General features: G+C 66.5%; 15 protein-coding genes. 11 read left to right on the top strand and 4 right to left on the bottom strand.

The window, feature by feature from the left end; genetic code table 11:
• Window positions 1-79 precede the first annotated feature (79 nt).
• Window positions 80-922, top strand: a complete 843-nt coding sequence (locus tag BN972_RS12560; protein ID WP_036358214.1) for an LLM class flavin-dependent oxidoreductase — start codon at window positions 80-82, stop codon at window positions 920-922.
• Here BN972_RS12560 and BN972_RS12565 read toward each other — a convergent pair.
• Window positions 894-1,634: an SDR family oxidoreductase gene (locus BN972_RS12565; protein WP_036358218.1), complete on the bottom strand. Its 741-nt coding sequence runs from the start codon at window positions 1,632-1,634 to the stop codon at window positions 894-896. The genes BN972_RS12560 and BN972_RS12565 overlap by 29 nt on opposite strands.
• A 20-nt stretch (window positions 1,635-1,654) precedes the next feature.
• A complete protein-coding gene (locus BN972_RS12570; protein ID WP_036358221.1) occupies window positions 1,655-2,476 on the bottom strand; it encodes a FadR/GntR family transcriptional regulator in 822 nt (273 codons plus the stop codon).
• 98 nt (window positions 2,477-2,574) lie between these two features.
• On the opposite strand from BN972_RS12570, the gene BN972_RS12575 reads away from it, so the two are divergent.
• The 7 genes from BN972_RS12575 (at window position 2,575) to BN972_RS12605 (ending at window position 9,448) form a co-directional block, all read left to right on the top strand.
• A complete protein-coding gene (locus BN972_RS12575) occupies window positions 2,575-4,956 on the top strand; it encodes a CaiB/BaiF CoA-transferase family protein (RefSeq protein ID WP_080696827.1) in 2,382 nt (793 codons plus the stop codon).
• Window positions 4,957-4,971: 15 nt separating this feature from the next.
• Window positions 4,972-5,163: a ferredoxin gene (locus BN972_RS12580; protein ID WP_036358226.1), complete on the top strand. Its 192-nt coding sequence runs from the start codon at window positions 4,972-4,974 to the stop codon at window positions 5,161-5,163.
• Window positions 5,164-5,341: 178 nt separating this feature from the next.
• Window positions 5,342-6,457, top strand: coding sequence for an aromatic ring-hydroxylating oxygenase subunit alpha (locus BN972_RS12585; RefSeq protein WP_036358229.1), 1,116 nt, complete (start codon window positions 5,342-5,344; stop codon window positions 6,455-6,457).
• On the top strand, window positions 6,457-8,034 hold the full coding sequence (locus tag BN972_RS12590) for an AMP-binding protein (protein ID WP_036358232.1): 1,578 nt from the start codon (window positions 6,457-6,459) through the stop codon (window positions 8,032-8,034). The genes BN972_RS12585 and BN972_RS12590 overlap by 1 nt, the downstream gene beginning before the upstream one ends.
• Window positions 8,035-8,055: 21 nt before the next feature.
• Window positions 8,056-8,478 (top strand): nuclear transport factor 2 family protein, encoded by a 423-nt coding sequence (locus BN972_RS12595; protein ID WP_036358235.1) that lies wholly within the window; start codon window positions 8,056-8,058, stop codon window positions 8,476-8,478.
• Window positions 8,479-8,537: 59 nt separating this feature from the next.
• Window positions 8,538-9,011 (top strand): FAS1-like dehydratase domain-containing protein, encoded by a 474-nt coding sequence (locus BN972_RS12600; protein ID WP_099051125.1) that lies wholly within the window; start codon window positions 8,538-8,540, stop codon window positions 9,009-9,011.
• The gene (locus tag BN972_RS12605; RefSeq protein WP_036358239.1) at window positions 9,008-9,448 is read left to right on the top strand and encodes a MaoC/PaaZ C-terminal domain-containing protein; all 441 of its coding nucleotides are present in this window, start codon (window positions 9,008-9,010) and stop codon (window positions 9,446-9,448) included. The genes BN972_RS12600 and BN972_RS12605 overlap by 4 nt, the downstream gene beginning before the upstream one ends.
• Here BN972_RS12605 and BN972_RS12610 read toward each other — a convergent pair.
• The gene (locus BN972_RS12610) at window positions 9,420-10,904 is read right to left on the bottom strand and encodes an aldehyde dehydrogenase (RefSeq protein ID WP_036360739.1); all 1,485 of its coding nucleotides are present in this window, start codon (window positions 10,902-10,904) and stop codon (window positions 9,420-9,422) included. The two genes, BN972_RS12605 and BN972_RS12610, sit on opposite strands and share 29 nt — an antisense overlap.
• Window positions 10,905-11,021: 117 nt before the next feature.
• Here BN972_RS12610 and BN972_RS12615 point away from each other — a divergent pair, with 117 nt between their 5' ends.
• Entirely contained in the window at window positions 11,022-12,356 is a 1,335-nt protein-coding gene (locus tag BN972_RS12615) for a lipocalin-like domain-containing protein (protein ID WP_036358242.1), read from the top strand.
• On the opposite strand, the gene BN972_RS12620 is transcribed toward BN972_RS12615, so the two are convergent.
• A complete protein-coding gene (locus tag BN972_RS12620; RefSeq protein ID WP_036358245.1) occupies window positions 12,345-13,487 on the bottom strand; it encodes an aromatic ring-hydroxylating oxygenase subunit alpha in 1,143 nt (380 codons plus the stop codon). The genes BN972_RS12615 and BN972_RS12620 overlap by 12 nt on opposite strands.
• A 195-nt stretch (window positions 13,488-13,682) precedes the next feature.
• On the opposite strand from BN972_RS12620, the gene BN972_RS12625 reads away from it, so the two are divergent.
• The gene (locus tag BN972_RS12625) at window positions 13,683-14,402 is read left to right on the top strand and encodes a DUF1906 domain-containing protein (protein WP_036358248.1); all 720 of its coding nucleotides are present in this window, start codon (window positions 13,683-13,685) and stop codon (window positions 14,400-14,402) included.
• Between the two features lie 523 nt (window positions 14,403-14,925).
• Window positions 14,926-22,069, top strand: a 7,144-nt coding sequence (locus BN972_RS12630; RefSeq protein ID WP_036358250.1) for a fatty acid synthase subunit beta domain-containing protein, incomplete at its 3' end; no start/stop codon positions are given.

Raw genomic sequence — 22,069 nt, forward strand, 5'->3', positions numbered from 1 at the left:
GACCCCTAACATAATAAAAATAGTAAACTAGCCACCGCCGCGCAAACGCTGCCGGCCGTGTGCGTGCTTAGGTGGTCGGATGGTCGAGTGGTATCTGTTCCTGCCGCAGGTTCGGGTGGCGGTCGCCGATATTTCGGAGCGCGCCCTGCAGGCCGAAGCCAGCGGGTTCGACGGAATAGCCTTCATCGATCATCTCGAGGCCCCCGGTCAGCCGGGTGAAAACATCTGGGAGGCAATGGGCATTGCCACCTGGGTGGCGGCCAGGACGCGTCGGTTGCGGGTCGGCCACCTCGTACTCTGCGACGCGTTCCGGCATCCGGCGGTGCTCGCCAAGCAAGCCGTCACGTTGTCCGCGGCGTCCGAAGGCCGCTTCGACCTCGGTCTCGGTTCGGGATCCTGGCCCGCTGAGTTCACCAAATTCAAGGTGGGTCAGCAAGATCCGGTGGCCCGCGTCGAACAGCTCGGCCGCCACCTGGCCGCCATCAAGCGCTACTGGTCCGGCGAGCAGCAGCCGACGCCCACCGACCCGATTCCGCTGGTGCTCGGCGGCAGCGGTCGCCGGATGATGAAACTGGTTGCCGAGCACGCGGATTGGTGGAACCTGCAGGCAAACTACCTCGACCGGCTGCCGCGACTGGTCGATGCGGCGGGCTCTGCGCGGATCTCGGTTCAGCAGATGGTCGGTTTCGTGCGGACGGGGGACGACCCGGCGACCGTGCGCGAGGTCAGCACGCGCCGGTTCGGTCACCTCGGAGTGGGTCTGGTCTGCGGTGATGCCGACGAACTGACCTCCCATTTCGTGGGGCTGACCACCCAGGGCGTGGAACGCGTCTATGTCTGGTTCGCCGATTTCGCCGCCCCGGCGTCACTGGCCGAGTTCGGCGAGACGGTGATCAAGAACTCTCCGCACGCTGTGCGATAGCGCGCCGGCGGGCTTCGGTCGGCACCACCGGTGGGCGGGCGAAGGGCCCGCGTTCTACCGCGCTGAGCCGGATTTCGGGCAGGTCGACCGAGGGGTCGACGGTGTCCAACCACGCCACGGCCGCTGCGATGTCGGACGCCTGGATCGCGTACATCTCGAACGGAACATCCTGCAACATCTCGGTTTCCACTGGGCCGGGGGTGACCAGGTGTACGGCGATACCGTCGCGGTCCACTTCCATCGCGAGCGCGCGGGCGAACGCGTTCATGCCGGCCTTCGACGCGGAGTAGGCGGTTCGCGCCATCATCGGTTCGTGGGCCGCCGAGGAGGAGATGAAGATCAAGCGCGAACCCGGACGCATGCGGGGCAGCACGGCCGACGTCACCACGAAGCAGGAGTCGAGATTGGCTGAGATGATGGCCCGCCACTGCTCGAAAGTCTGTTTGCGCGCGTATGTTCCACCCAGCGTGCCGGCCGCGTGCACCACAAGGTCGATCCGGTCCAGTTCGGCTATCGCGGCGGCGAATCCGTCCGGGTCCGACGCATCGGCCACCACCGGCCGGGCGCCGATCTCTTCGGCGGCCGCGTGCAGCGGCGCGGCGCGGCGTGCCGCCACCACCACGTCATAACCCAGCTGACAAAGCTTGGCGGCGCAGGCTTTTCCGATGCCCCCGCTGCCGCCGGTAACCAATGCGGTCCGTGGAGTTGTCAAGGGTTTCCCTCAGCGCGGGCCTATGGCCGGCGGATGTCCCGTGGTCGTGACATCGCCTGCGGCGACAACGCGTGGATGCGTTGTTCGGGCCGGCCGGACAGCACGTAGGTTTGCGTGTCCGCGAGGTGCCGGCCGGCGATGCGCCTGGCCCGGTCCACGTCGCCCTCGGCGATCGTCTCGGTCAGCTTGACGTGGGTATTCAGTGCGGCGCGTCGCTTGGCCAGCGACGGATAGGTGCCGCGCGCCGAGCTTTCGTCGGCCCACTGTCGCTCGTGGCTCGACCACAGGGTTTCCAGGCTGCCGACGACGGCGATGATGGTGTGGTTGCCGCAGCCGCGAACAATGAGATTGTGGAATTGGCGGCCGATTTCGGTGAATTGCCGTCCATCTTCGAGGTTCTCGGCCATGGCCTCGTTGACCTGTTTGAGCTCGGGCACCAAGGTGTCGGCGCGGTCCGGTCGTTGAGCGGCCAGGGCGGCACAGGCCGGTTCAAGTTCCTGCAATGCCGCACCCAGGTCGCTGACGGCGACGTTCTCGCTCTGCAACACCAACCCGAGCATGTAGGCAGCGCTGGTCTTGGCCGGTGCGTGCACCACAGCGCCGCCGCGATTGCCCCGGCGCACCGACACCAGGCCTTCGGTCTCCAAGATCCGCAAGGCTTCGCGCAGCGACACCAGGCTCACCTTGAACTGGTCGACCAGCACTTCCTGGCGCGGCAACAGGTCACCGTCGGCCAGTTCGCCGTCGATGATCTGACGGCGCAGTTCGTCGGCTACGATTTCAGCGATCCTCGGCGCCGACAGCCGGCGCCGAGCGTCGGGTCCAATACCCAGGGCGGTCATCCGATTCCTCGCAACCTACAGCAGGACAGAGCACACGGCCGCGGGCGCGCGAACTCGACTGGCTTAGCTATTTTAGCAGTAATGGTATAAATAGCCGCGTGAGTGACGTGGCCGGTAGCCGGCCGACACCGCTCGAAGAACTCCGGGTCGTCGAGATCAGTGACCGCGTGGCCGGCAGCTATTGCGGCAAGTTGCTGGCCGACGCCGGCGCTGAGGTCCGCAAACTGGAACCGCCGCAAGGGGATCCCCTGCGCCGGTACTCGGCGACCTGTTCGCCGGTGGAGGGGCCCGCCTCGCCGTTGTTCTGCTACCTCAACGCCGGCAAGCGCAGCCTGAGCCTGCCGCCGGAGGACGAGCGCTACCACGCCGAACTCGCCGCCGCGGACGTCATCGTCGTGACCGGGAGCCGTGCGCACGCCACAGCGCTGGGTGTTGATCCGCAGCAGCTGCTGCAACAGTCCGCGCAGGCCGTCGTCGTCACTATTTCCGATTTCGGCTGGACCGGTCCGTACGCCGAACGGCCCGCCACCGAGTTCACCCTCCAGGCCTGGTCCGGTTGCACCGGCTTCCGCGGCGACCCTGCCGGACCGCCCATTTCGATCGGTGGTGACCTCGGCGAGTACATGGGCGGGGTATATGCCGCCTTCGGTGCCCTGGCGGTGCGCCGCCGCGTCGAGCGGGGCGGACGGGGAGAGCATCTGGATTTGTCCATGCTCGAGGCCATCACGGCGATGCAAAGCAGCGAGTGGCTGCATTCGCAGCTGCTGCAAGTCCCGCCGGTGCGCCGCACCCTGGAAGTGCCCTCGATCATCGGAGCCAAGGACGGCTATGTCGGCATCACGATGGTCACCGGGCAGCAGTGGCTGGACTTCGCAGCCATGGTCGAATGTCCGCAGTTCGAAGACATCCCGCAGCTGCGCTTTCAGATTGGCCGTTGGGAGTACCGCGACTTCATCTACGAATCGATCGGTCCCTGGATGGCCGAACGCACCGTCGCCGAGATCGTCGAGCTGGGGCAGCTGTTCCGGTTGCCGATCGCCCCGCTCGGCAACGGCGCCACCGTCCGGGACATGGAGTACATGACCGAACGCGGGGTGTTCATCGCCAACCCGGCCGGTTTTCACCAGCCGCGACCGCCGTGGCTGATGACGCGGTGTGCTCCTTCGGCGGTAGGACAGACACCCGATATCGGCGCGGACAACAACGAACCAGTCTGGACGGCAAGGGAATTCAGTCCTGGCTCGGCGGTCGCCGGGTTGCCGCTGGAGGGTGTGCGAATCGTCGACCTGACCGCGTTCTGGGCCGGCCCGGCGGCCACGCATCTGCTGGCCGCGTTCGGTGCCGACGTGATCAAGGTGGAGTCGATCCAGCGTCCCGACGGCATCCGCTACTCGGGTGGTATGCGCACCGATGTGGACGACTGGTGGGAGTACGGCTGGGTTTTTCACGCCATGAACACCAACAAGCGTTCCGTCACACTGGATCTGGGGTCCGAGCAGGGGCGCGGACTGTTCCGGACCCTGGTCGCCGGTGCAGATGTGGTGATCGAGAACTTCTCCCCGCGGGTGATGGATCACTTCGGCCTCACCGCCGATGTGCTGTTGCGGATCAACCCGAATTTGGTCGTCGTCCGGATGCCGGCATTCGGTTTGGACGGGCCTTGGCGGGAACGGGTCGGGTTCGCGCCCACCATGGAACAGATCGGCGGCCTGACGTGGGTGACGGGCTTGCCCGAAGCGCCGCCGGTCACCCCGCGCGGCGCCTGTGATCCGCTGGCCGGCGTGCACGCCGCGTTCGCGGTAACGGCCGCCCTGAATTTTGCGGAGCGCACCGGCACCGGTCAGCAAGTGGAACTGCCGATGCTCGAAACCGTGCTGAACACCACCGCAATCCAGCCCATCGAAGCCGAGGTGTACGGCAAAACGCTGGAGCGCCGCGGCAATCGGGGCCACGGCGGAGCCCTGCAGAACATCTACCGCTGCGCCGGCGCGGACGACTGGATCGCGGTCAGCATCTGCGATGACCGGCAGTGGTCGGCGCTGGTCGAACTGGTCGGTCTAGCCGCGTTGGCGGGCGCAGATCTGTCCACGAGCGCCGGGCGGCAGCGACGCGCCGACGAGATCGACCGGCGACTACAGGACTGGTTCGCCGGCCAACCGCTTGATGGCACGGTGGAGCGGTTGGCGCAGGCAGGCGTGCCCGCCGCCCCCGTCGTATCACCGTCGCTGGTCACCGAGAATCTGCAACTTCGGGCGCGCGGTTTCCTCGAGACCCTGCACCATCCCCGCACCGGCACCGGCCGGTATCCGACCCCACCGTTCGCGCTGCTCGACGGCCAGCGGGAATGGCTGCGGCGGCCCCCGCCGACGCTGGGGGAGCACAATGAAGACGTACTGTGCGATCAGTGCGGACTGACCGAGGAAGAACTCGCGCGCCTCGCCGCCGGCGGGGTGATCGGGACCCGGCCAGTGGGTCTCTAGGGAAAGGGGCAGCCCATGCGGGTGATTGTCGACGCGGATATGTGTGAGGCCAATGGGTTCTGTGAATCCATCGCGCCGGACATCTTCGAGTTGGGTGATGAGGACGTCGTGCAGATCGCCGACGGGCCGGTGCCCCCGGACCGGGAGATCGACGTGCGCGCCGCGGTGGACCAATGCCCGCGGGCCGCGCTGCGTATTGTCGAGTAACGCGCGAGAACTGAGATGGCGCAATGCCATTGGCCCCGAAGCTCGGTCGGGCGCCGAATGGCCTGAGCGTCCACATTGACGTTCAATGTCTAAAATAGTAAAAATAGACGCAGTCGTCGAACCGCGGCTGCGCGGGCGGCCTCGTCGCCGCGCGGCCGCGTGGGAAAACGGAGAACTCGTGACGCAAACTGCACCAGACGCCACAGCGGACCCGTCCGAGCGGGAGTTCGGGTCCTCGGGCATTGCGCTGTCCACCTACCGCTTCCCGACGGGCTGGTTCATCGTCGGCTTCGCCTCCGATCTGGTCGCCGGTCAGGTCAAGCGCGTGCACTACTTCGGCGAGGAGTTGGTGCTGTTCCGCACCGCCACCGGCAAGGTGCACGTCCTGGACGCTTATTGTCAGCACCTCGGCGCCAACATGGGCGTCGGTGGCACCGTCGAGGGCGAACACATCGTCTGTCCCTGGCACGGTTGGCAGTGGCGCGGCGATGGCACCAACGCGCTGATTCCGTACAGCAAGATCGGCTGCAAGAACAACGTCCGCGTGCGCACGTACCCTGTCACCGAGTGGTACGGCTTCATCCTGGTTTGGCACGAGCGCCACGGCCGCGCACCGTACTGGCAGCCGCCTGTGCTCCCCGAACTGGAAACCAACGAGTACTACCCATTGCACCCACACACGCGGATGGTCAACCGCGTCAAGGTGCACGCGCAGATGATTATTGAAAACGCCGCCGACCCCTACCACGTCCAGTACGTGCACAAGGCCGCCAACCCGGCCAACACGGCATCGTTCGAGGTCTCGGGATATCACCTGCACGCCACGGTCAACGCGCATTTCGGGGGTGGCCGCGCCAAGACCTGGCTGACGCCCAACGGCCCGGTCGACGCCAAGATCATCTACGACAACTACTCGTTGGGGCTCGGCATCGTGCGCTTTCCCAGCGACCTGGTAGCCACCGTCCAGGTCACCGGCCAGACACCGGTAGACGAGGACTACACCGACTACTTCTACACCCAGGCCTCCATTCGTGAGCCCGGTGACGACGGTGATGCGCCTACGGGCCGCGCGGCCAAATTCCTGGCGCTGCAACAGGAAGTCATCAAACAGGACTTCTTCACCTGGGAGAACATGAAGTATTTGGAGAAGCCCAACCTGGCGCCGGAAGAGGCGCACGACTATGCGGCACTGCGCCGCTGGGCGCACCGCTTCTACCCCGGTACCCAACCGTCGCCCGACGATTTCGGCTACACCGCCGACGGCGAGCCGGACCCGGCGGCCGCACCGGCCTGATGGGACCTCCGGCGCCCGCCGACTTCGGTGTCGACCGGTTCACCGTGCCAGCCGTGCTCGATCGCCGCGCCGAACAATATCCCGATCGGGTCATGATGTCGGTGGCAGGTAGTGACATCACCTTCGCGCAGCTGCGGCAGCGATCCCGCGCCGCGGCAAAACTGTTGGCGGACCATGGAATCGGTCCTGGCGATGGTGTGGCCCTGTTCACCGCGACATGTCCGGAATGGGTCTACTTTTGGCTCGGTGCGGCATATGTCGGCGCGGTGAGCGCCGCGGTCAACGCCGCCAACAAGGGTGACTTCCTGCTGCACAACCTGCGGTTGTCGCGAGCCAAGCTGATTCTCACCGACTCGGCTCGGCGGCAGCGGGTGGACGAGATCGCCGGACATCTCGACCGCGACACCCAGATTGTAGTGATTGATCAGGCACTCGCCGCTGCGCTGGACGACGGCGGTGCGACAGGCGACAACCCCGCGGCATCGGACGATCTCGGCGCGCTGTTCTTTACCTCGGGCACCACGGGTCCGTCGAAAGCAGTTGCCACATCCTGGAATTACCTCTTCACGGTGGCCGCTACCGCCGCCCAGGCGTGGCAGTTCAGCGCGGGGGAGGTGCTGTGGACCGCGATGCCGCTGTTTCATTTGAGCGCGGCACCCAGCGTGCTTGCACCACTGCTGGTCGGCGGAACCACCGCGTTGGCAGCCGGCTTTCATCCACGCGAGGTGTGGGAGGAGGTGCGCACCCGCGGTGCGGTGGGGTTCGTGGGCGCGGGTGCGATGGTCACCATGTTGCTGAGCCTGCCGCCGGATCCGCGTGACGCGCAGTTGCCGTTGCGGTTCATCTCCGCGGCACCGATCGACGCGAACTCCTACCGCGCGATCGAGCAGCGCTACGGCTGTCGCATCGTGACCATGTACGGCATGACCGAAGCCTTTCCGCTCGCAGTCAAAAATGTTGCCGACGAGGGGGTTCCGGGAACGTCTGGCCGGCTCAATCCGAATTTCGAGGTGCGCATCGTCGATGACGCCGGTGTAGCGGTGCCCGCCGGGTCCGTCGGCGAGATCACCTGCCGACCGCTGTTCCCTGGTGTCATGAGCCAGGGATATGTGCATCCCGACTGGCATCCCGCACTTCAAGTGGACCCGCATCCGGAGTGGTTCCACACCGGCGACCTGGGCAAGCTCGATGCGGGGCACAACCTGACATACGTGGACCGGGTCAAGGACTCGCTGCGCCGCCGCGGCGAGAACGTGTCATCGGTGGAAGTCGAAACCGTGGTGATGAGTCACCCGGCGGTTCAGGAGGCCGCCGCGGTCGCGGTACCCAGCGATCTCGGCGAGGACGACATCCTGGTCGCCGTGACGGTGCGCCCCGGTGCCGCACTCGATTACGCGGACCTGCTGGACTTCTGCGCCGCCCGCATGCCGTACTTCTGCGTCCCCCGATTCGTCGATACCGTCGATGAACTTCCCAAGAACGTCATCGGCCGGATACGTAAGGACGTGTTGCGGGCCCGTGGCGTGAGCGCGAGCGCATGGGATCGTGAAACCCACGGATACATTGTGAGCCGGTGAAAGGCAAGGTTGGAGACAACGATGACGATGACCTATCAGGAACAGCAGATGCTGCACGCCGCGACCGGCCGTGCGGGCATTCTGGATCTGACCGCGCGGCACAATCGGGCATACTCCGAGGGCAACCGGGACGACTGGATCGCCACGTTCCGCCATTCGGGCGCCAGCTACGTCCGCGACGGTGAGCCCTTCACCGATCTGCGCGAGGCGTTCGACGGCGCCAGAGGGCGACGTCTGGTCACCGTGGACAACGAGATCCACGTCGACGGAGTCAACGCAACCCAGCATTGCGTGGCGATACTTTTCGCCGCAGCCGACGCTGACGTCAGCGCGCCGGTCACCGGCGTCTTCGCGGATCAGCTCATCTACGAGCGAGGCGGGTGGTACTTCACCTCACGCGAACTCGTGTGGGATTCCGTGTCGAGCCGCCATCTCGTCATGTGATCGTGGACCAGAGCCTGAGTTACCAGCTGGCCGTGGGCACCTACGAGGACGCGCTGCGCATGGTCGGCGCGACGACCGAACCGCGGACGGCGGCGACCCCGATCAGCGGCGCACGCATCCAGCTGTTCGCGTCGTTGGTCCGCGACGGCAACCGCGCGTATTGGGACGCCGAGTTCGCCCGCGAACACTGGGGCGGACTGTTGGCACCCCCGGCGTTGTTGATGGGCTGGCTGATACCGCCCCCTTGGCAACCCGGCGGGCGCCCGCCTGCCGCGGCACTGGCGCTGCGGGTTCCGCTGCCGGGCACCACCTTCATCAACGCCGCCAACGATGTCGAATATCTGCACCCGATCGTCGAGGGTGACCGGCTCACCGCGGTCGAGGAACTGGTGTCGGTGTCACCGGAGAAACGCACCCGGCTGGGCATCGGTCACTTCGTCGAGACGCTTGAGACCTACCGCCGTCAAGACGGCGCCGTCGTCGCCCGATCGCGAAACACGTTGTTCCGCTTCACTCCCGGCGCGCCGTCGTGACCGAACCGGAATGGAACGCGTTGAGCGTTCCCGCCGACCTGCCCGAGGTCGTCGACGAGATCACCTACCAACGGGTGATCGAGAACGCCGGTGCCACCTGGGACTACTTTCCCGGTCATTTCGACCCGGATTACGCGCAGAGCCAAGGGAATCCCACGATCTACGTCAACACCATGCATCTGGCCGGATTCGCCGACCGCATCGCCACCGACTGGGCAGGTCCGCGCAGCCGCGTGGTGCGGCGATCGATGCGATTGACGGGGTCGATCTACGCCGGAGACACCATGATCGGCCGGGGCCGAATAGTGGCCAAGCGCTGTGACACCTCCGTGGACCCGCCACGATATCTGGTGGACCTGCGGATTGAGGTCCGCAACCAGCACGACGCGCTGTGCTGTCCGGTGGACATCACTTTGCAGCTGCCCCCTCCTCGTTGAGCGGCGGCAGTTTCCCGTTGCACGCCACGGATTGCAGTTCCACGTACTCGTCAAGCCCTTCGGGGCCGAACTCACGCCCGATCCCGGAGTGCTTGAACCCTCCGAACGGAGTGCTGATGTCGAGCATGTACATGTTGATGCCGTAGGTGCCGGTCCGCACCCGCGCCGCGATTTCGAGGCCATGCGCGGTGTCGGCGGTCCACACCGAACCGGCCAGACCGTAGTCGCTGTCATTGGCGATGCGGACCGCGTCGTCTTCGTCGGTGTAGGTGAGCACCGTCAACACGGGACCGAAGATCTCCTCGCGGGCGATGCGCATGCCGTTGTCAGCATCGGTGAACAGGGTGGGGCGCACGTACCAACCGTGCGGTGCGGGGCTGTCGGCGCCGCCGACGACGATCCGGGCGCCCTGTTGCTGGCCGGATCGGATGTAGTCCTGCACCCGCTGCTGTTGACGTTGCGCGACAAGGGGTCCGACGTCGGTCTTGTCATCGGTGGGGTCACCGACGGTCAACGTCGACATCATGCCGGCCAGCGCGTCGACGAGTTCGTCGTGCCGGCGCCGGCTGATGAGAATGCGCGTCTGGGCGACGCAGGCCTGACCGTTGTTCATCAACCCGGCTGTCTTCAATCCGCTTACCGTTTTAGTGATGTCGGCATCATCGAGGACGATCGCCGCCGACTTGCCCCCGAGTTCCAGGCTCACCCGTTTGAGTTGTTCGCCGCACAGGGCGGCGATGCGCCGGCCGGTGGCACTGGAACCGGTAAAGGCGATCTTGTCCACGCCGGGATGCCGCACCAGCGCCTCGCCCACCTCGGGTCCGCCGGTGATCACCGAAACGACACCCTCAGGCAGCTGAGCCTGCTCGATCATCTCGGCCAACCACAAAGCGTCCAAAGGTGTCTCGGGTGCCGGCTTGATGATCACCGGGCAGCCGGCGAGCAGGGCCGGGATCAGCTTGGGCATGATCAGACACTGCGGCACGTTCCACGGCACGATCGCCCCGACCACGCCTACCGGTGCGCGGCGCAGGTGCGCTTCACCGAGCACACCGCGGCGGCGCTCCACCCAAGGGAAGTCGCGCGCGGTGGCCAGCGCCAGATGAATCATCGAGGCGGCACCGGCTGCCTGCCCGAGCCGGCTGAAGCTGCGGGGTGAGCCCATCTGTGCGGTGATTAGGTCGGCCATCTCGTCGATGTGTTGCCCATAGACCGCTGCCAACGCTTCGACTTTGCGGATTCGCTCCTGGGGGGCGAGTCGGGGCCAGGGTCCGTTGTCGAACGCATGCCGGGCGGCGAGCACGGCAGCGTCGACATCGGCCGGACCGGCGGACGGCACGTGCGCGATCGGTTGCTCCGAGTGCGGCGAGATGACCGAGATCCGCTTGGATGTGGACGGTTGACGCCACCGCCCCCCGATGAAAAGTTGGTCGTAGGAGCGGGGATTCGCCGTCATCACGGACACCACCTCAGGGCAGGAGACGCCTAAGTTCGCTATTGATGCTAACATAGCAAAAAAGCGGATTTTCGCTGTGACAAGCCGGACGACATTCCCCCTGAGGCGAGGCATCACATGACCAGCGACTGGCGCAGCTATCCGTTTGAACTCGTTCCCGGCGATCCCCAGCTGGATTTCCCCGCCGCCGAAGGCCAGCATCCCGGACAGGAGTCCGACACCTGGTTCCTCGCGGGAGAACTCGCGGCCGGCACCGACCGCTCGTATGCGTTCCTGACCATCTTCAACCGGAACCGCCCGGGCGGGACGATCGTCGCCGATTTCTACACCTTGGCGTTGTTCGACCTCGACACCGGTGACTACGGCACCTATACCGACTACGACATGCCGCCGGTCAGCATGGAACGGGGCGGAGGGCCCAAACTGTCCACGGCGGTAGGCCATTTGGATCTTGCGTATCAAACCGGTATGGGGGCCGCCAGCTGGATCACCTGTCGCGACACCGCCGGCGAGTTACTGCCCTACACCTACGAGGTGAGCCTGGTCGGCACGGATCAGGATGGGCGACTCATGCGCTTGGACCTGACCGTCACGCCGACGCGCGCGCCAACGCCGCTGGGCGCCTCAACCTACGACGGCAAAATCGCCTGCTTCGGCCAGGATGACACATATTCCTACTTCCAGACCGGGATGCGGATGACCGGAACGTTGCGCTGGGGCGACCGGGAGGAGCAGGTCACCGGAACGGCCGGACATGTCGACCGGCAGTGGTTCCCGAAGTATGCCGGGGGTGGCAGCGGGGAGCCGCCGCGGACCAGGTCGCACGAATGGCGCACGATCAACTTCGACAACGGCGTCGACATGAGCATCTGGCGCCAGTTCCTGCGCACCGATCACAATGCGCTGCAACCGTTTACCGGTATCACCACGAGCTATCCAGATTCCCGGCCGGCGGAGTGCTTCGAGGATTTCGAAGTGACGATCGCAAGTTACGTCCGCTGGCCCGACTCGATCACGCCCCTGATCCGCCCACCGGTCAAGGCCCGGTACATGCCGGATCGCCACCGAATCACTTGCGCCGCCCTGCAATTGGACATCATCGGGGAGCCGCTGGTGGGCGCGCCAGCACATTGCCTGCCGATCGAGTACATGGAGGGGCCGTATCGGTACCGCGGCACGCTGGCGGGTGAACCGGTGACGGCCTTCGCTTTCAATGAGCGGTCGTTGGCTTTGTATCGAGATTGGGAGTTGCTTGAGGTGCTCGCGACCACCGTGGCCAATGACGAATCCGCCGACCCTGAACTGCAAGCCGCGGTCGATCGACTGACGACGCTGGTGGAATCCGGCCATCGCGAAGGGGCGCTGGAATTGGTGGCGAAACTGCGCACCGACCAGCAGGGCCCGGTGGCCGCCATTCTCGACGACCTGAGCACTGCGCTGTCAGCGGAGTGAGTCGACGGCGCGCTGCCACTCGATATGGCGGTGCTGCAAGCCGGGCTCGTTGCGGCCAAATAGAAGTTGTTCGCGCGCACCGGATTCCAGGTTTGCCTGCAAGCCTGCCACCAAGCGGTAGTCTTCGTCGCGCACGGTGGCGTGTGCGTATTCGAAGACGGCGCGCGCACCCGCGGCCACCGACTCGTCGGAGATGTCCAGCGGTGTCGAGTTCTGGTGAACGGTAATCGAGCGGCCCGGCCGATCGCCGGGATAGACCCGGAATAGTTCACCGTTGGCCATCGTCACCGAGATCACGATGTTGGGGAACAGCGCGTAGATGACGACCAGGTTGTTGAACGGGATCCACTGGTCCTCCGGGACATTGTCAAGGTCCAGGATGGTGTTGAGGGGAAAGATCAGCCGGTGATGCGGCCCGAACGCGTCGAACACCGTGCAGTTACTGCGGGCGATCGTGGCGAAAGTCTTCTCGTGCACGGTCGCAAAGTGATAGTTCTCGGCAAAGGTGTCGATCGCCAGTTTCCAGTTGATCGGGGAGTCAAGCACCTTCTCGCCCAGCGGTGACCAGCGTCCGATGCCCCATGAGTCGAGCTCCTCGGCCAGCGGTCCCAGATGTGCCCCGACGTCCAGGATTGCTCCGGGCTTCAGTGCGATCCAGAGGAACCCGGCGAATTCGGCCGCCGGCAGCTCGGTCAAGCCGTCGGCCTTGAGCGTCGTATCGGGAAAGCCCTCGCGGCCCGGCACCGCAACCAGCCGGCCCGCATTGTCGTAGGTCCAGGCGTGGTAGGGGCAGGTGAACCGCTTGGCCATGCCACAGCCCGAGGCCACCTGCGCTTGGCGATGCAGGCAGACGTTGTCGAATGCTTTGACGGACCCGTCGGCTGTCCTGGTCAGCAGGATGGACCTGCCCATTACCGTCTTCGTGCAAAACGCGCCCGGCCGCGGCAATTCCGAGACATAGCCGACCAGTTGCGGGCTCGCCGCCACCATGGCCCTGTCACGCTCATGCCGCTCGAGGGAGGTGTATTCGCGGGCATCAACCCGGTGCGGTGTCGGCGCGAGGTCGGTTGTCTTGTCGCGGGCCAACTTCAGACCGCGTCGGGTGAGGTCGATGAGCTGGTCGTGATCCATCGGAACTCCCGTCGGCAATCGGTGCCGGTCAAGTTGGCCCTAACTTTACTAACTTTATAGAGACAGCAAGATCCGGGCCAATCATCGCGAGGGTGTCGTGTACGCACGCGAGCTGGAACACCGTTGCCAATGTGATGCCTTGGTGATGGGTGTGGTCAATGTGACGATTGATGAACTTGTCGTACCCTGTGGCGCATGTCCGTTTCCCGGCGCGACGTGCTCAAATTCGCCGCGGCCGCTCCGGGCCTGGTAGGCCTGGGCGTCGCCGCCGCGCCATTCAATGCACCTCCAGCGTCGGCATCGCTGGGCACTCTGCTGGACTACGCGGCCGGCGTCATCCCGGCAAGTCAGATCAAGGCGGCGGGCGCGGTCGGCGCCATCCGTTACGTCTCTGACCGACGGCCCGGCGGAGCCTGGATGCTGGGCAAGCCGATCCAACTCGCCGAGGCGAAGGACCTGCACGCGAGTGGGCTCAAGATCGTCTCGTGTTACCAGTTCGGCAAGGGAAGCACGTCCGACTGGTTAGGCGGGGCCGCCGCGGGCGTACAGCATGCCAGGCGCGGTGCCGAGCTGCACACCGCCGCCGGTGGTCCGGCCAGTGCCCCGATCTATGCCTCGATCGACGACAATCCGTCACTCGAGCAGTACAAGAACCAGATCGTGCCCTACCTGCGGTCTTGGGAGTCGGTCATCGGGCATCAACGAACCGGTGTGTACGCGAACTCCAAGACCATCGAGTGGGCGGCGAACGACGGCCTCGGCGCCTATTTCTGGCAGCACAACTGGGGCTCCCCGAAGGGATACACCCACCCGGCCGCGCACCTGCATCAGGTCGAGATAGACAAGCGAACCGTCGGGGGCGTCGGGGTCGATATCAACGAGATCATCAAACCGCAATTCGGGCAGTGGGCCTGACCGCCGGAGTTTCTAAGACTCCGGTACCCATTCCAGCAAACACTCGTTCGCTCAATTTTCGTCGTCGGCTACACCGGTGAATTTGTTGAGCTGTGGCCGGCTCGATGGCAGGTGCCCGCGCCGCCCAAAAATTTTGAGATAACGATTTGGTAACAATACTGCTTTGAACAGCGCAGTTATAGCTACTCGACCGTAACCACCTGCATGCAGCACGTTTGTCGGCGGGGCCCACGCCGGCGGTTTGAACCGGTGTTACCCACAACACGGTTACCCGCGCGTAGAACTCGCCAGTAACCAAGCGACGCCAAGAATCCGTATAGGTCCTTATGACACTCTTATTGGGACTTGGTGCACGCATGGCGCCGCTCGACGACGTGCCGGCCGCCCGTTCAACGCACCGGTCAGACGACCATCGGCCGTGATTCGACGCGGAATCGCCCGAAGTCACAGGCCCGCGCGGGGGAAGGGGTCCACAACCGCTGAACGGGCCCGCGACGCAAAAGACGCATATAGGGAGAACGAAGTGACGATCCACGAGCACGACCGGGTGTCCGCAGACCGTGATGACAGTGGCTCGTCCAACGCTCGTGCCCTGGTGGATCGCCTGACGGCAGGTGAGCCGTATGCCGTCGCCTTCGGCGGCCAAGGCGGCGCCTGGCTGGAAACCCTCGAAGAGCTGGTGTCGGGTGCGGGAATCGAATCGGAGCTGGCTACCCTCGTCGGCGAGGTCGAGCTGCTGCTGGAGCCGGTCGCCAATGAACTGGTCGTGGTTCGTCCGATCGGTTTTGAACCGCTGCAATGGGTACGTGCGCTGGCCGCCGAGGACACCGTTCCCTCCGACAAGCACCTGACATCGTCAGCTGTCTCTATCCCGGGCGTGCTGCTGACCCAACTGGCGGCCATCCGTGCTCTGGCCCGTCAGGGCATGGACCTGATCCAGACGCCGCCGGTGGCCCTGGCGGGACACTCCGCTGGCGTGCTGGCCGTCGAGGCGCTGCAGGCTTCCGGAACGCGCGACGTCGAGCTGCTGGCGATGGCCCAGCTCATCGGTGCCGCTGGCACGTTGGTCGCCCGCCGGCGCGGTATCTCGGTGCTCGGTGACCGTCCGCCGATGGTGTCGGTGACCAACGCCGACCCGGAACGCATCGGCCAACTGCTCGACGAGTTCGCCCAGGACGTCCGGACGGTGCTGCCACCAGTGCTGTCCATCCGCAACGGCCGCCGATCGGTGGTCATCACCGGGACGCCCGAGCAGTTATCCCGCTTCGAGCTTTACTGCAACCAGATCTCGGAGAAGGAAGAAGCCGACCGCAAGAACAAAGTCCGCGGCGGCGACGTCTTCGCGCCCCTTTTCGATCCGGTGAAGGTCGAGGTGGGCTTCCACACCCCCCGGCTGGCCGACGGCATCGACATCGTCGGCGGCTGGGCGGAGAAGGTGGGCCTCGATGTCGCGCTGGCGCGGGAGCTCGCCAACGCGATCCTGGTTGACAAGGTCGATTGGGTCAACGAGATCACCCGAGTGAACGACGCGGGCGCCCGGTGGATTCTCGACCTCGGTCCCGGCGACATCCTGACCCGCCTCACCGCCCCGGTCATCCGCGGGCTGGGCATCGGCATCGTGCCCGCGGCCACCCGCGGCGGTCAGCGCAACCTGTTCACCGTCGGAGCCACCCCGGAGGTCGCCCGCGCCTGGTCGAGCTATGCCCCGACGGTGGTCTGCCTTCCCGACGGCAGGGTGAAGCTTTCGACGAAGTTCACCCGGCTCACCGGCCGGTCGCCGATCCTGCTGGCCGGCATGACACCGACCACTGTGGACGCCAAGATCGTCGCCGCGGCCGCCAATGCGGGGCACTGGGCCGAGCTGGCCGGTGGCGGCCAGGTCACCGAGGAGATCTTTGCCAACCGCATCCAGGAACTGTCCGGACTGCTCGACCCCGGTCGCACCTATCAGTTCAACGCCCTGTTCCTCGACCCCTATCTGTGGAAGCTGCAACTGGGCGGCAAGCGGTTGGTGCAGAAGGCCCGTCAGTCCGGCGCGGCAATCGACGGCGTCGTCGTCAGTGCCGGCATCCCGGACCTGGAGGAAGCCGTCGAGCTGATCGAAGAGCTCAACGACATCGGGATCAGCCACGTCGTGTTCAAGCCCGGGACCATCGAGCAGATCCGCTCGGTGATCCGCATCGCCACGGAGGTGCCCACCAAGCCGGTGATCATGCACGTCGAAGGCGGCCGAGCCGGTGGACACCATTCTTGGGAAGACCTCGACGACCTGCTGCTGGCGACCTACTCCGAGTTGCGGTCGCGGTCCAACATCACCGTCTGCGTCGGCGGCGGCATCGGCACGCCCGAGCGCGCCGCGGAATACCTGTCCGGTCGCTGGGCGCAGGAATACGGTTTCCCGCTGATGCCGGTCGACGGCATTCTGGTCGGCACCGCGGCGATGGCCACGCTGGAGGCGACCACCTCGCCGTCGGTCAAGCGGATGCTGGTCGAAACCCAGGGCACCGACCAGTGGATCAGCGCCGGAAAAGCCCAGGGCGGCATGGCTTCCAGCCGTAGCCAGCTCGGCGCCGACATCCACGAGATCGACAACAGCGCCTCGCGGTGCGGTCAGTTGCTCGACGAGGTCGCCGGTGACGCGGATGCCGTCGCCGCCCGACGTGACGAGATCATCGCCGCGATGGCCAGGACCGCCAAGCCCTACTTCGGCGACGTGGCGGAGATGACCTACCTGCAATGGCTGCGTCGCTACGTCGAGCTGGCCATCGGCGACGGCGATTCCACCGCCGACACCGCCGCCCCGGGCAGCCCGTGGTTGGCCGACACCTGGCGCGACCGGTTCGAGGAGATGCTCAAGCGCACCGAAGCGCGTTTGCACCCAAAGGATTCCGGCCCCATCGAAACCCTTTTCGCCGACGCAGCGCAGTTGGAGAATCCCGAGCAGGCCATCGCCACGCTGCTTCAGCGCTACCCAGACGCCGAAACCGTCCAGCTGCATCCCGCGGATGTGCCGTTCTTCGTCACCCTGTGCAAGACCCTGGGTAAGCCGGTCAATTTCGTGCCGGTGATCGACAAGGACGTGCGCCGCTGGTGGCGCAGCGACTCGCTGTGGCAGGCGCATGACGCCCGCTACGACGCCGACCAGGTGTGCATCATCCCAGGCCCGGCGGCGGTGGCCGGTATCACCCGGCTGGACGAACCGGTCGGTGAATTGCTGGACCGGTTCGAGCAGGCCGCCATAGACGAGGTGCTCGCCACCGGCGTCAAGCCTGAGGACGTCACCTCGCGCCGGTTGGGCCGTCCGGACGTGCGTGGCCCGCTGGCGGTCGTGCTCGACGCGCCCGACGTGCTGTGGGCGGGACGGACGACCACCAACCCGGTGCACCGGATCGCCGAGCCGGGCGACTGGCAGGTCCACGAAAACCGCACCGCCACACACACTTCCACCGGATCCCGGCTCCAGGTCAACCCGGACGGGACCAGCGTCGTGCTCAGCGTTCCGATCTCGGGCACCTGGATTGACATCGTGTTGCGGTTGCCCGCCAACACCGTCGACGGCGGCATTCCCGTGGTGTCCACCGACGACGCCACCGCTGCAATGCGTTCGGTGCTCGCGATCGCCGCCGGCGCCGACGGGCCCGAGTCACTGCCCGACGTCCACGACGGCGCCGCCACGCTGACGGTCGACTGGGACCCCGAACGGGTCGCCGACCACACCGGGGTCACGGCCACGTTCGGTGAGCCGCTGGCGCCCAGTCTCACCACCGTGCCCGACGCGCTGGTGGGCCTGTGCTGGCCCGCGGTGTTCGCCGCGATCGGCGCCGCGACGACCGACACCGGCGTGCCCGTGGTGGAGGGACTGCTCAGCCTGGTGCATCTGGACCACGCGGTCCGGCTGGCCGGCCGGCTGCCTGCCGTTTCGGCCCAATTGACCATCACCGCAACGGCTTCGGCGGCCACCGACACCGACATGGGCCGGGTGGTGCCGGTGCTGGTCACGGTCACCGGAAGCGACGGCGCAACCATCGCGACGATGGAGGAGCGGTTCGCGATCCTGGGCCGCACCGGCCCGGCCGAACTCTCCGACCCGGCGCGAGCCGGGGGAGCGGTCTCAGAAAACGCCACCGACACCCCGCGGCGACGTCGCCGCGACGTCACCGTCGGTGCGCCGGTCGACATGCGCCCCTTCGCCGTCGTGTCGGGTGATCACAACCCGATCCACACCGACAAGGCCGCGGCGCTGCTCGCCGGCCTGGAATCGCCCATCGTGCACGGCATGTGGCTCTCGGCCGCCGCGCAGCACGCGGTCACCGCCACCGACGGACAGGCCCGGCCCCCGGCGCGGCTGGTCGGCTGGACCGCGAGGTTTTTGGGCATGGTGCGGCCCGGTGACGAGGTGGACTTCCGCGTGGAGCGGGTCGGAATCGACCAGGGTGCAGAGGTTTTGGAGGTCAGCGCCCGGATCGGCTCGGACCTGGTCATGTCGGCCAGCGCACGGCTGGCCGCCCCGAAGACCGTCTACGCGTTCCCCGGTCAGGGCATCCAGCACAAGGGCATGGGCATGGACGTGCGGGCCCGGTCCAAGGCGGCCCGCAAGGTCTGGGACGAGGCGGACAAATTCACCCGTGACACGCTGGGCTTCTCGGTGTTACACGTGGTCCGGGACAACCCCACCAGCATCATCGCCAGTGGTGTGCACTACCACCATCCCGACGGCGTGCTGTTCCTCACGCAGTTCACCCAGGTGGCAATGGCGACCGTGGCGGCCGCGCAGGTCGCCGAGATGCGTGAGCAGGGCGCGTTCGTCGAAGGCGCGATCACCTGCGGCCACTCGGTCGGTGAATACACCGCGCTGGCCTGCGTCAGCGGTGTTTTCGAACTCGACGCGCTGCTGGAGGCGGTCTTCCACCGCGGTTCGAAGATGCACGACATCGTCCCGCGCGACGAGCTGGGGCGCTCCAACTACCGTCTGGCCGCCATCCGGCCCTCCCAGATCGATCTGCCGGACGACGAGGTCACCGAGTTCGTGGCAAGGATCGCGGCGAATACTGGTGAGTTCCTAGAGATCGTCAACTTCAACCTGCGGGGCTCGCAGTACGCGATCGCCGGAACCGTGCGCGGACTCGAAGCGCTGGAGGCCGAGGTGGAGCGGCGCCGTGAAATCACCGGCGGCAAGCGGTCTTTCATCCTGGTGCCCGGCATCGACGTGCCGTTCCATTCCCGAGTGCTTCGGGTGGGCGTCAACGAGTTCCGCCGCTCGCTGGAGCGGCTGATGCCGCGCGACAAGGATCCCGAGGTGATCCTCGGGCGCTACATCCCCAACCTGGTGCCGCGGCCGTTCACCCTCGACCGCGACTTCATCCAGGAGATCCGCGATCTGGTGCCGGCCGAGCCGCTCGACGAGATCCTCGCCGACTACGACACCTGGCGTAACGAGCGGCCGCGTGACCTGGCCCGCAAGGTGTTGATCGAGTTGCTGGCCTGGCAATTCGCCAGCCCGGTCCGCTGGATCGAGACGCAGGATCTGCTGTTCACCGAGGAAGCCGCCGGCGGCCTGGGTGTGGAGCGGTTCGTCGAGATCGGTGTGAAGACCTCGCCGACCGTCGCCGGCCTGGCCACCAACACCCTCAAACTGCCCGAATACGCCCACAGCACAATCGAAGTGCTCAACGCCGAGCGCGACGCCGCGGTGCTGTTCGCCACCGACACCGACCCGGAGCCGGAGGACGAGCCCGCGGAGGTGGCGGGGGATTCCGACGCCGCGCCCGAGGCTGCCGCGACCGTCGAGGCCGCCCCGGCGCCGGCACCGACCGCGCCGTCGGGAGGCCCGAGGCCAGATGACATTGGCTTCGACGCGGCCGACGCCACCTTGGCCCTGATCGCGATTTCGGCCAAGATGCGCATCGACCAGATCGAGGAGCTGGACTCCATCGAGTCCATCACCGACGGCGCCTCGTCGCGGCGCAACCAGTTGCTCGTCGACCTGGGCTCCGAACTGAACCTTGGTGCCATCGATGGCGCCGCCGAGGCCGACCTGGCCGGGCTGCGCGCGCAGGTGACCAAGCTCGCCCGCACCTACAAGCCGTTCGGCCCAGTGCTTTCCGACGCGATCAACGACCAGTTGCGCACGGTCCTCGGGCCGTCGGGCAAGCGTCCCGGCGCTATCGCCGAGCGGGTCACCAAGACTTGGGAGCTGGGTGAGGGCTGGGCCAAGCACGTCACCGTCGAGGTCGCGCTGGGCACCCGGGAAGGGACCAGCGTGCGTGGGGGCGCGATGGGCCACCTGCACGAGGGCGCACTGGCCGACGCCGCGTCGGTGGACAAGGTCATCGACGCCGCGGTGGCCGCGGTGGCCGCCCGTCGCGGTATCGCCGTGTCGCTGCCTTCGGCCGGCGGTGGCGGCGGCGCCACGGTCGACGCGGCCGCGCTGAGCGAATTCACCGACCAGATCACCGGACGCGACGGCGTGCTGGCTTCGGCGGCCCGGCTGGTGTTGGGCCAGCTGGGATTGGACGAGCCGGCGTCGGCTGTGTCGTCCGGGGCCACCGACGCCGAGCTGATCGATCTCGTCACGGCCGAATTGGGCGCGGACTGGCCACGTTTGGTGGCGCCGACGTTCGACGCGAAGAAGGCCGTCGTCTTCGACGACCGGTGGGCCAGCGCCCGCGAGGACCTGGTCAAGCTGTGGCTGACCGACGAGGGCGACATCGACGCCGACTGGGTGCGGCTGTCGGAGCGGTTCGAGGGCGCCGGCCACGTGGTCGCCAACCAGGCCACCTGGTGGCAGGGCAGGTCGTTGGCCGCGGGCCGGCAGATCCACGCCTCGCTGTACGGCCGGATCGCCGCCGGTGCCGAGAACCCGAACCCCGGCCCGCACCACAACGAAATCGCGGTGGTCACCGGCGCTTCCAAGGGCTCGATCGCCGCTTCGGTGGCCGCCAAACTGCTCGACGGCGGCGCCACCGTCATCGCAACCACCTCGAAGCTGGACGAAGAGCGACTTGCCTTCTACCGCAACCTCTATCGCGATCACGCCCGGTTCGGCGCGGCGCTGTGGGTGGTCGCGGCCAACATGGCGTCCTACTCCGACATCGACGGACTGGTCGAATGGATCGGCACCGAGCAGATCGAAAGCCTTGGGCCGCAGTCGATCCACATCAAGGACGCGCAGACGCCGACCCTGCTGTTCCCGTTCGCGGCACCGCGGGTGGTGGGTGACCTCTCCGAGGTAGGCGCTCGCGCCGAGATGGAGATGAAGGTCCTGCTGTGGGCCGTGCAGCGGCTGATCAGCGGGCTGTCCAAGATCGGCGCCGAACGCGACATCGCGTCCCGGCTGCACGTGGTGCTACCCGGCTCGCCCAACCGTGGCATGTTCGGTGGGGACGGGGCTTACGGCGAGGCGAAGTCGGCGCTGGACGCCGTGGTCAGCCGCTGGCACGCCGAATCCTCGTGGGCGGAACGGGTCAGCCTGGCGCACGCGCTGATCGGCTGGACCCGCGGCACCGGGCTGATGGGCCACAACGACGCCATCGTCACCGCGGTCGAAGAGGCCGGCGTCACCACCTACTCGACTGACGAGATGGCGTCGATGCTGCTCGACCTGTGCGACGTGGAATCCAAAGTCGCCGCGGCCAGTTCGCCGATCAAGGCGGACCTCACCGGTGGTC

This window comes from Mycobacterium asiaticum DSM 44297 (assembly GCF_000613245.1).
GTDB classification, from domain to species: Bacteria; Actinomycetota; Actinomycetes; order Mycobacteriales; family Mycobacteriaceae; genus Mycobacterium; species Mycobacterium asiaticum.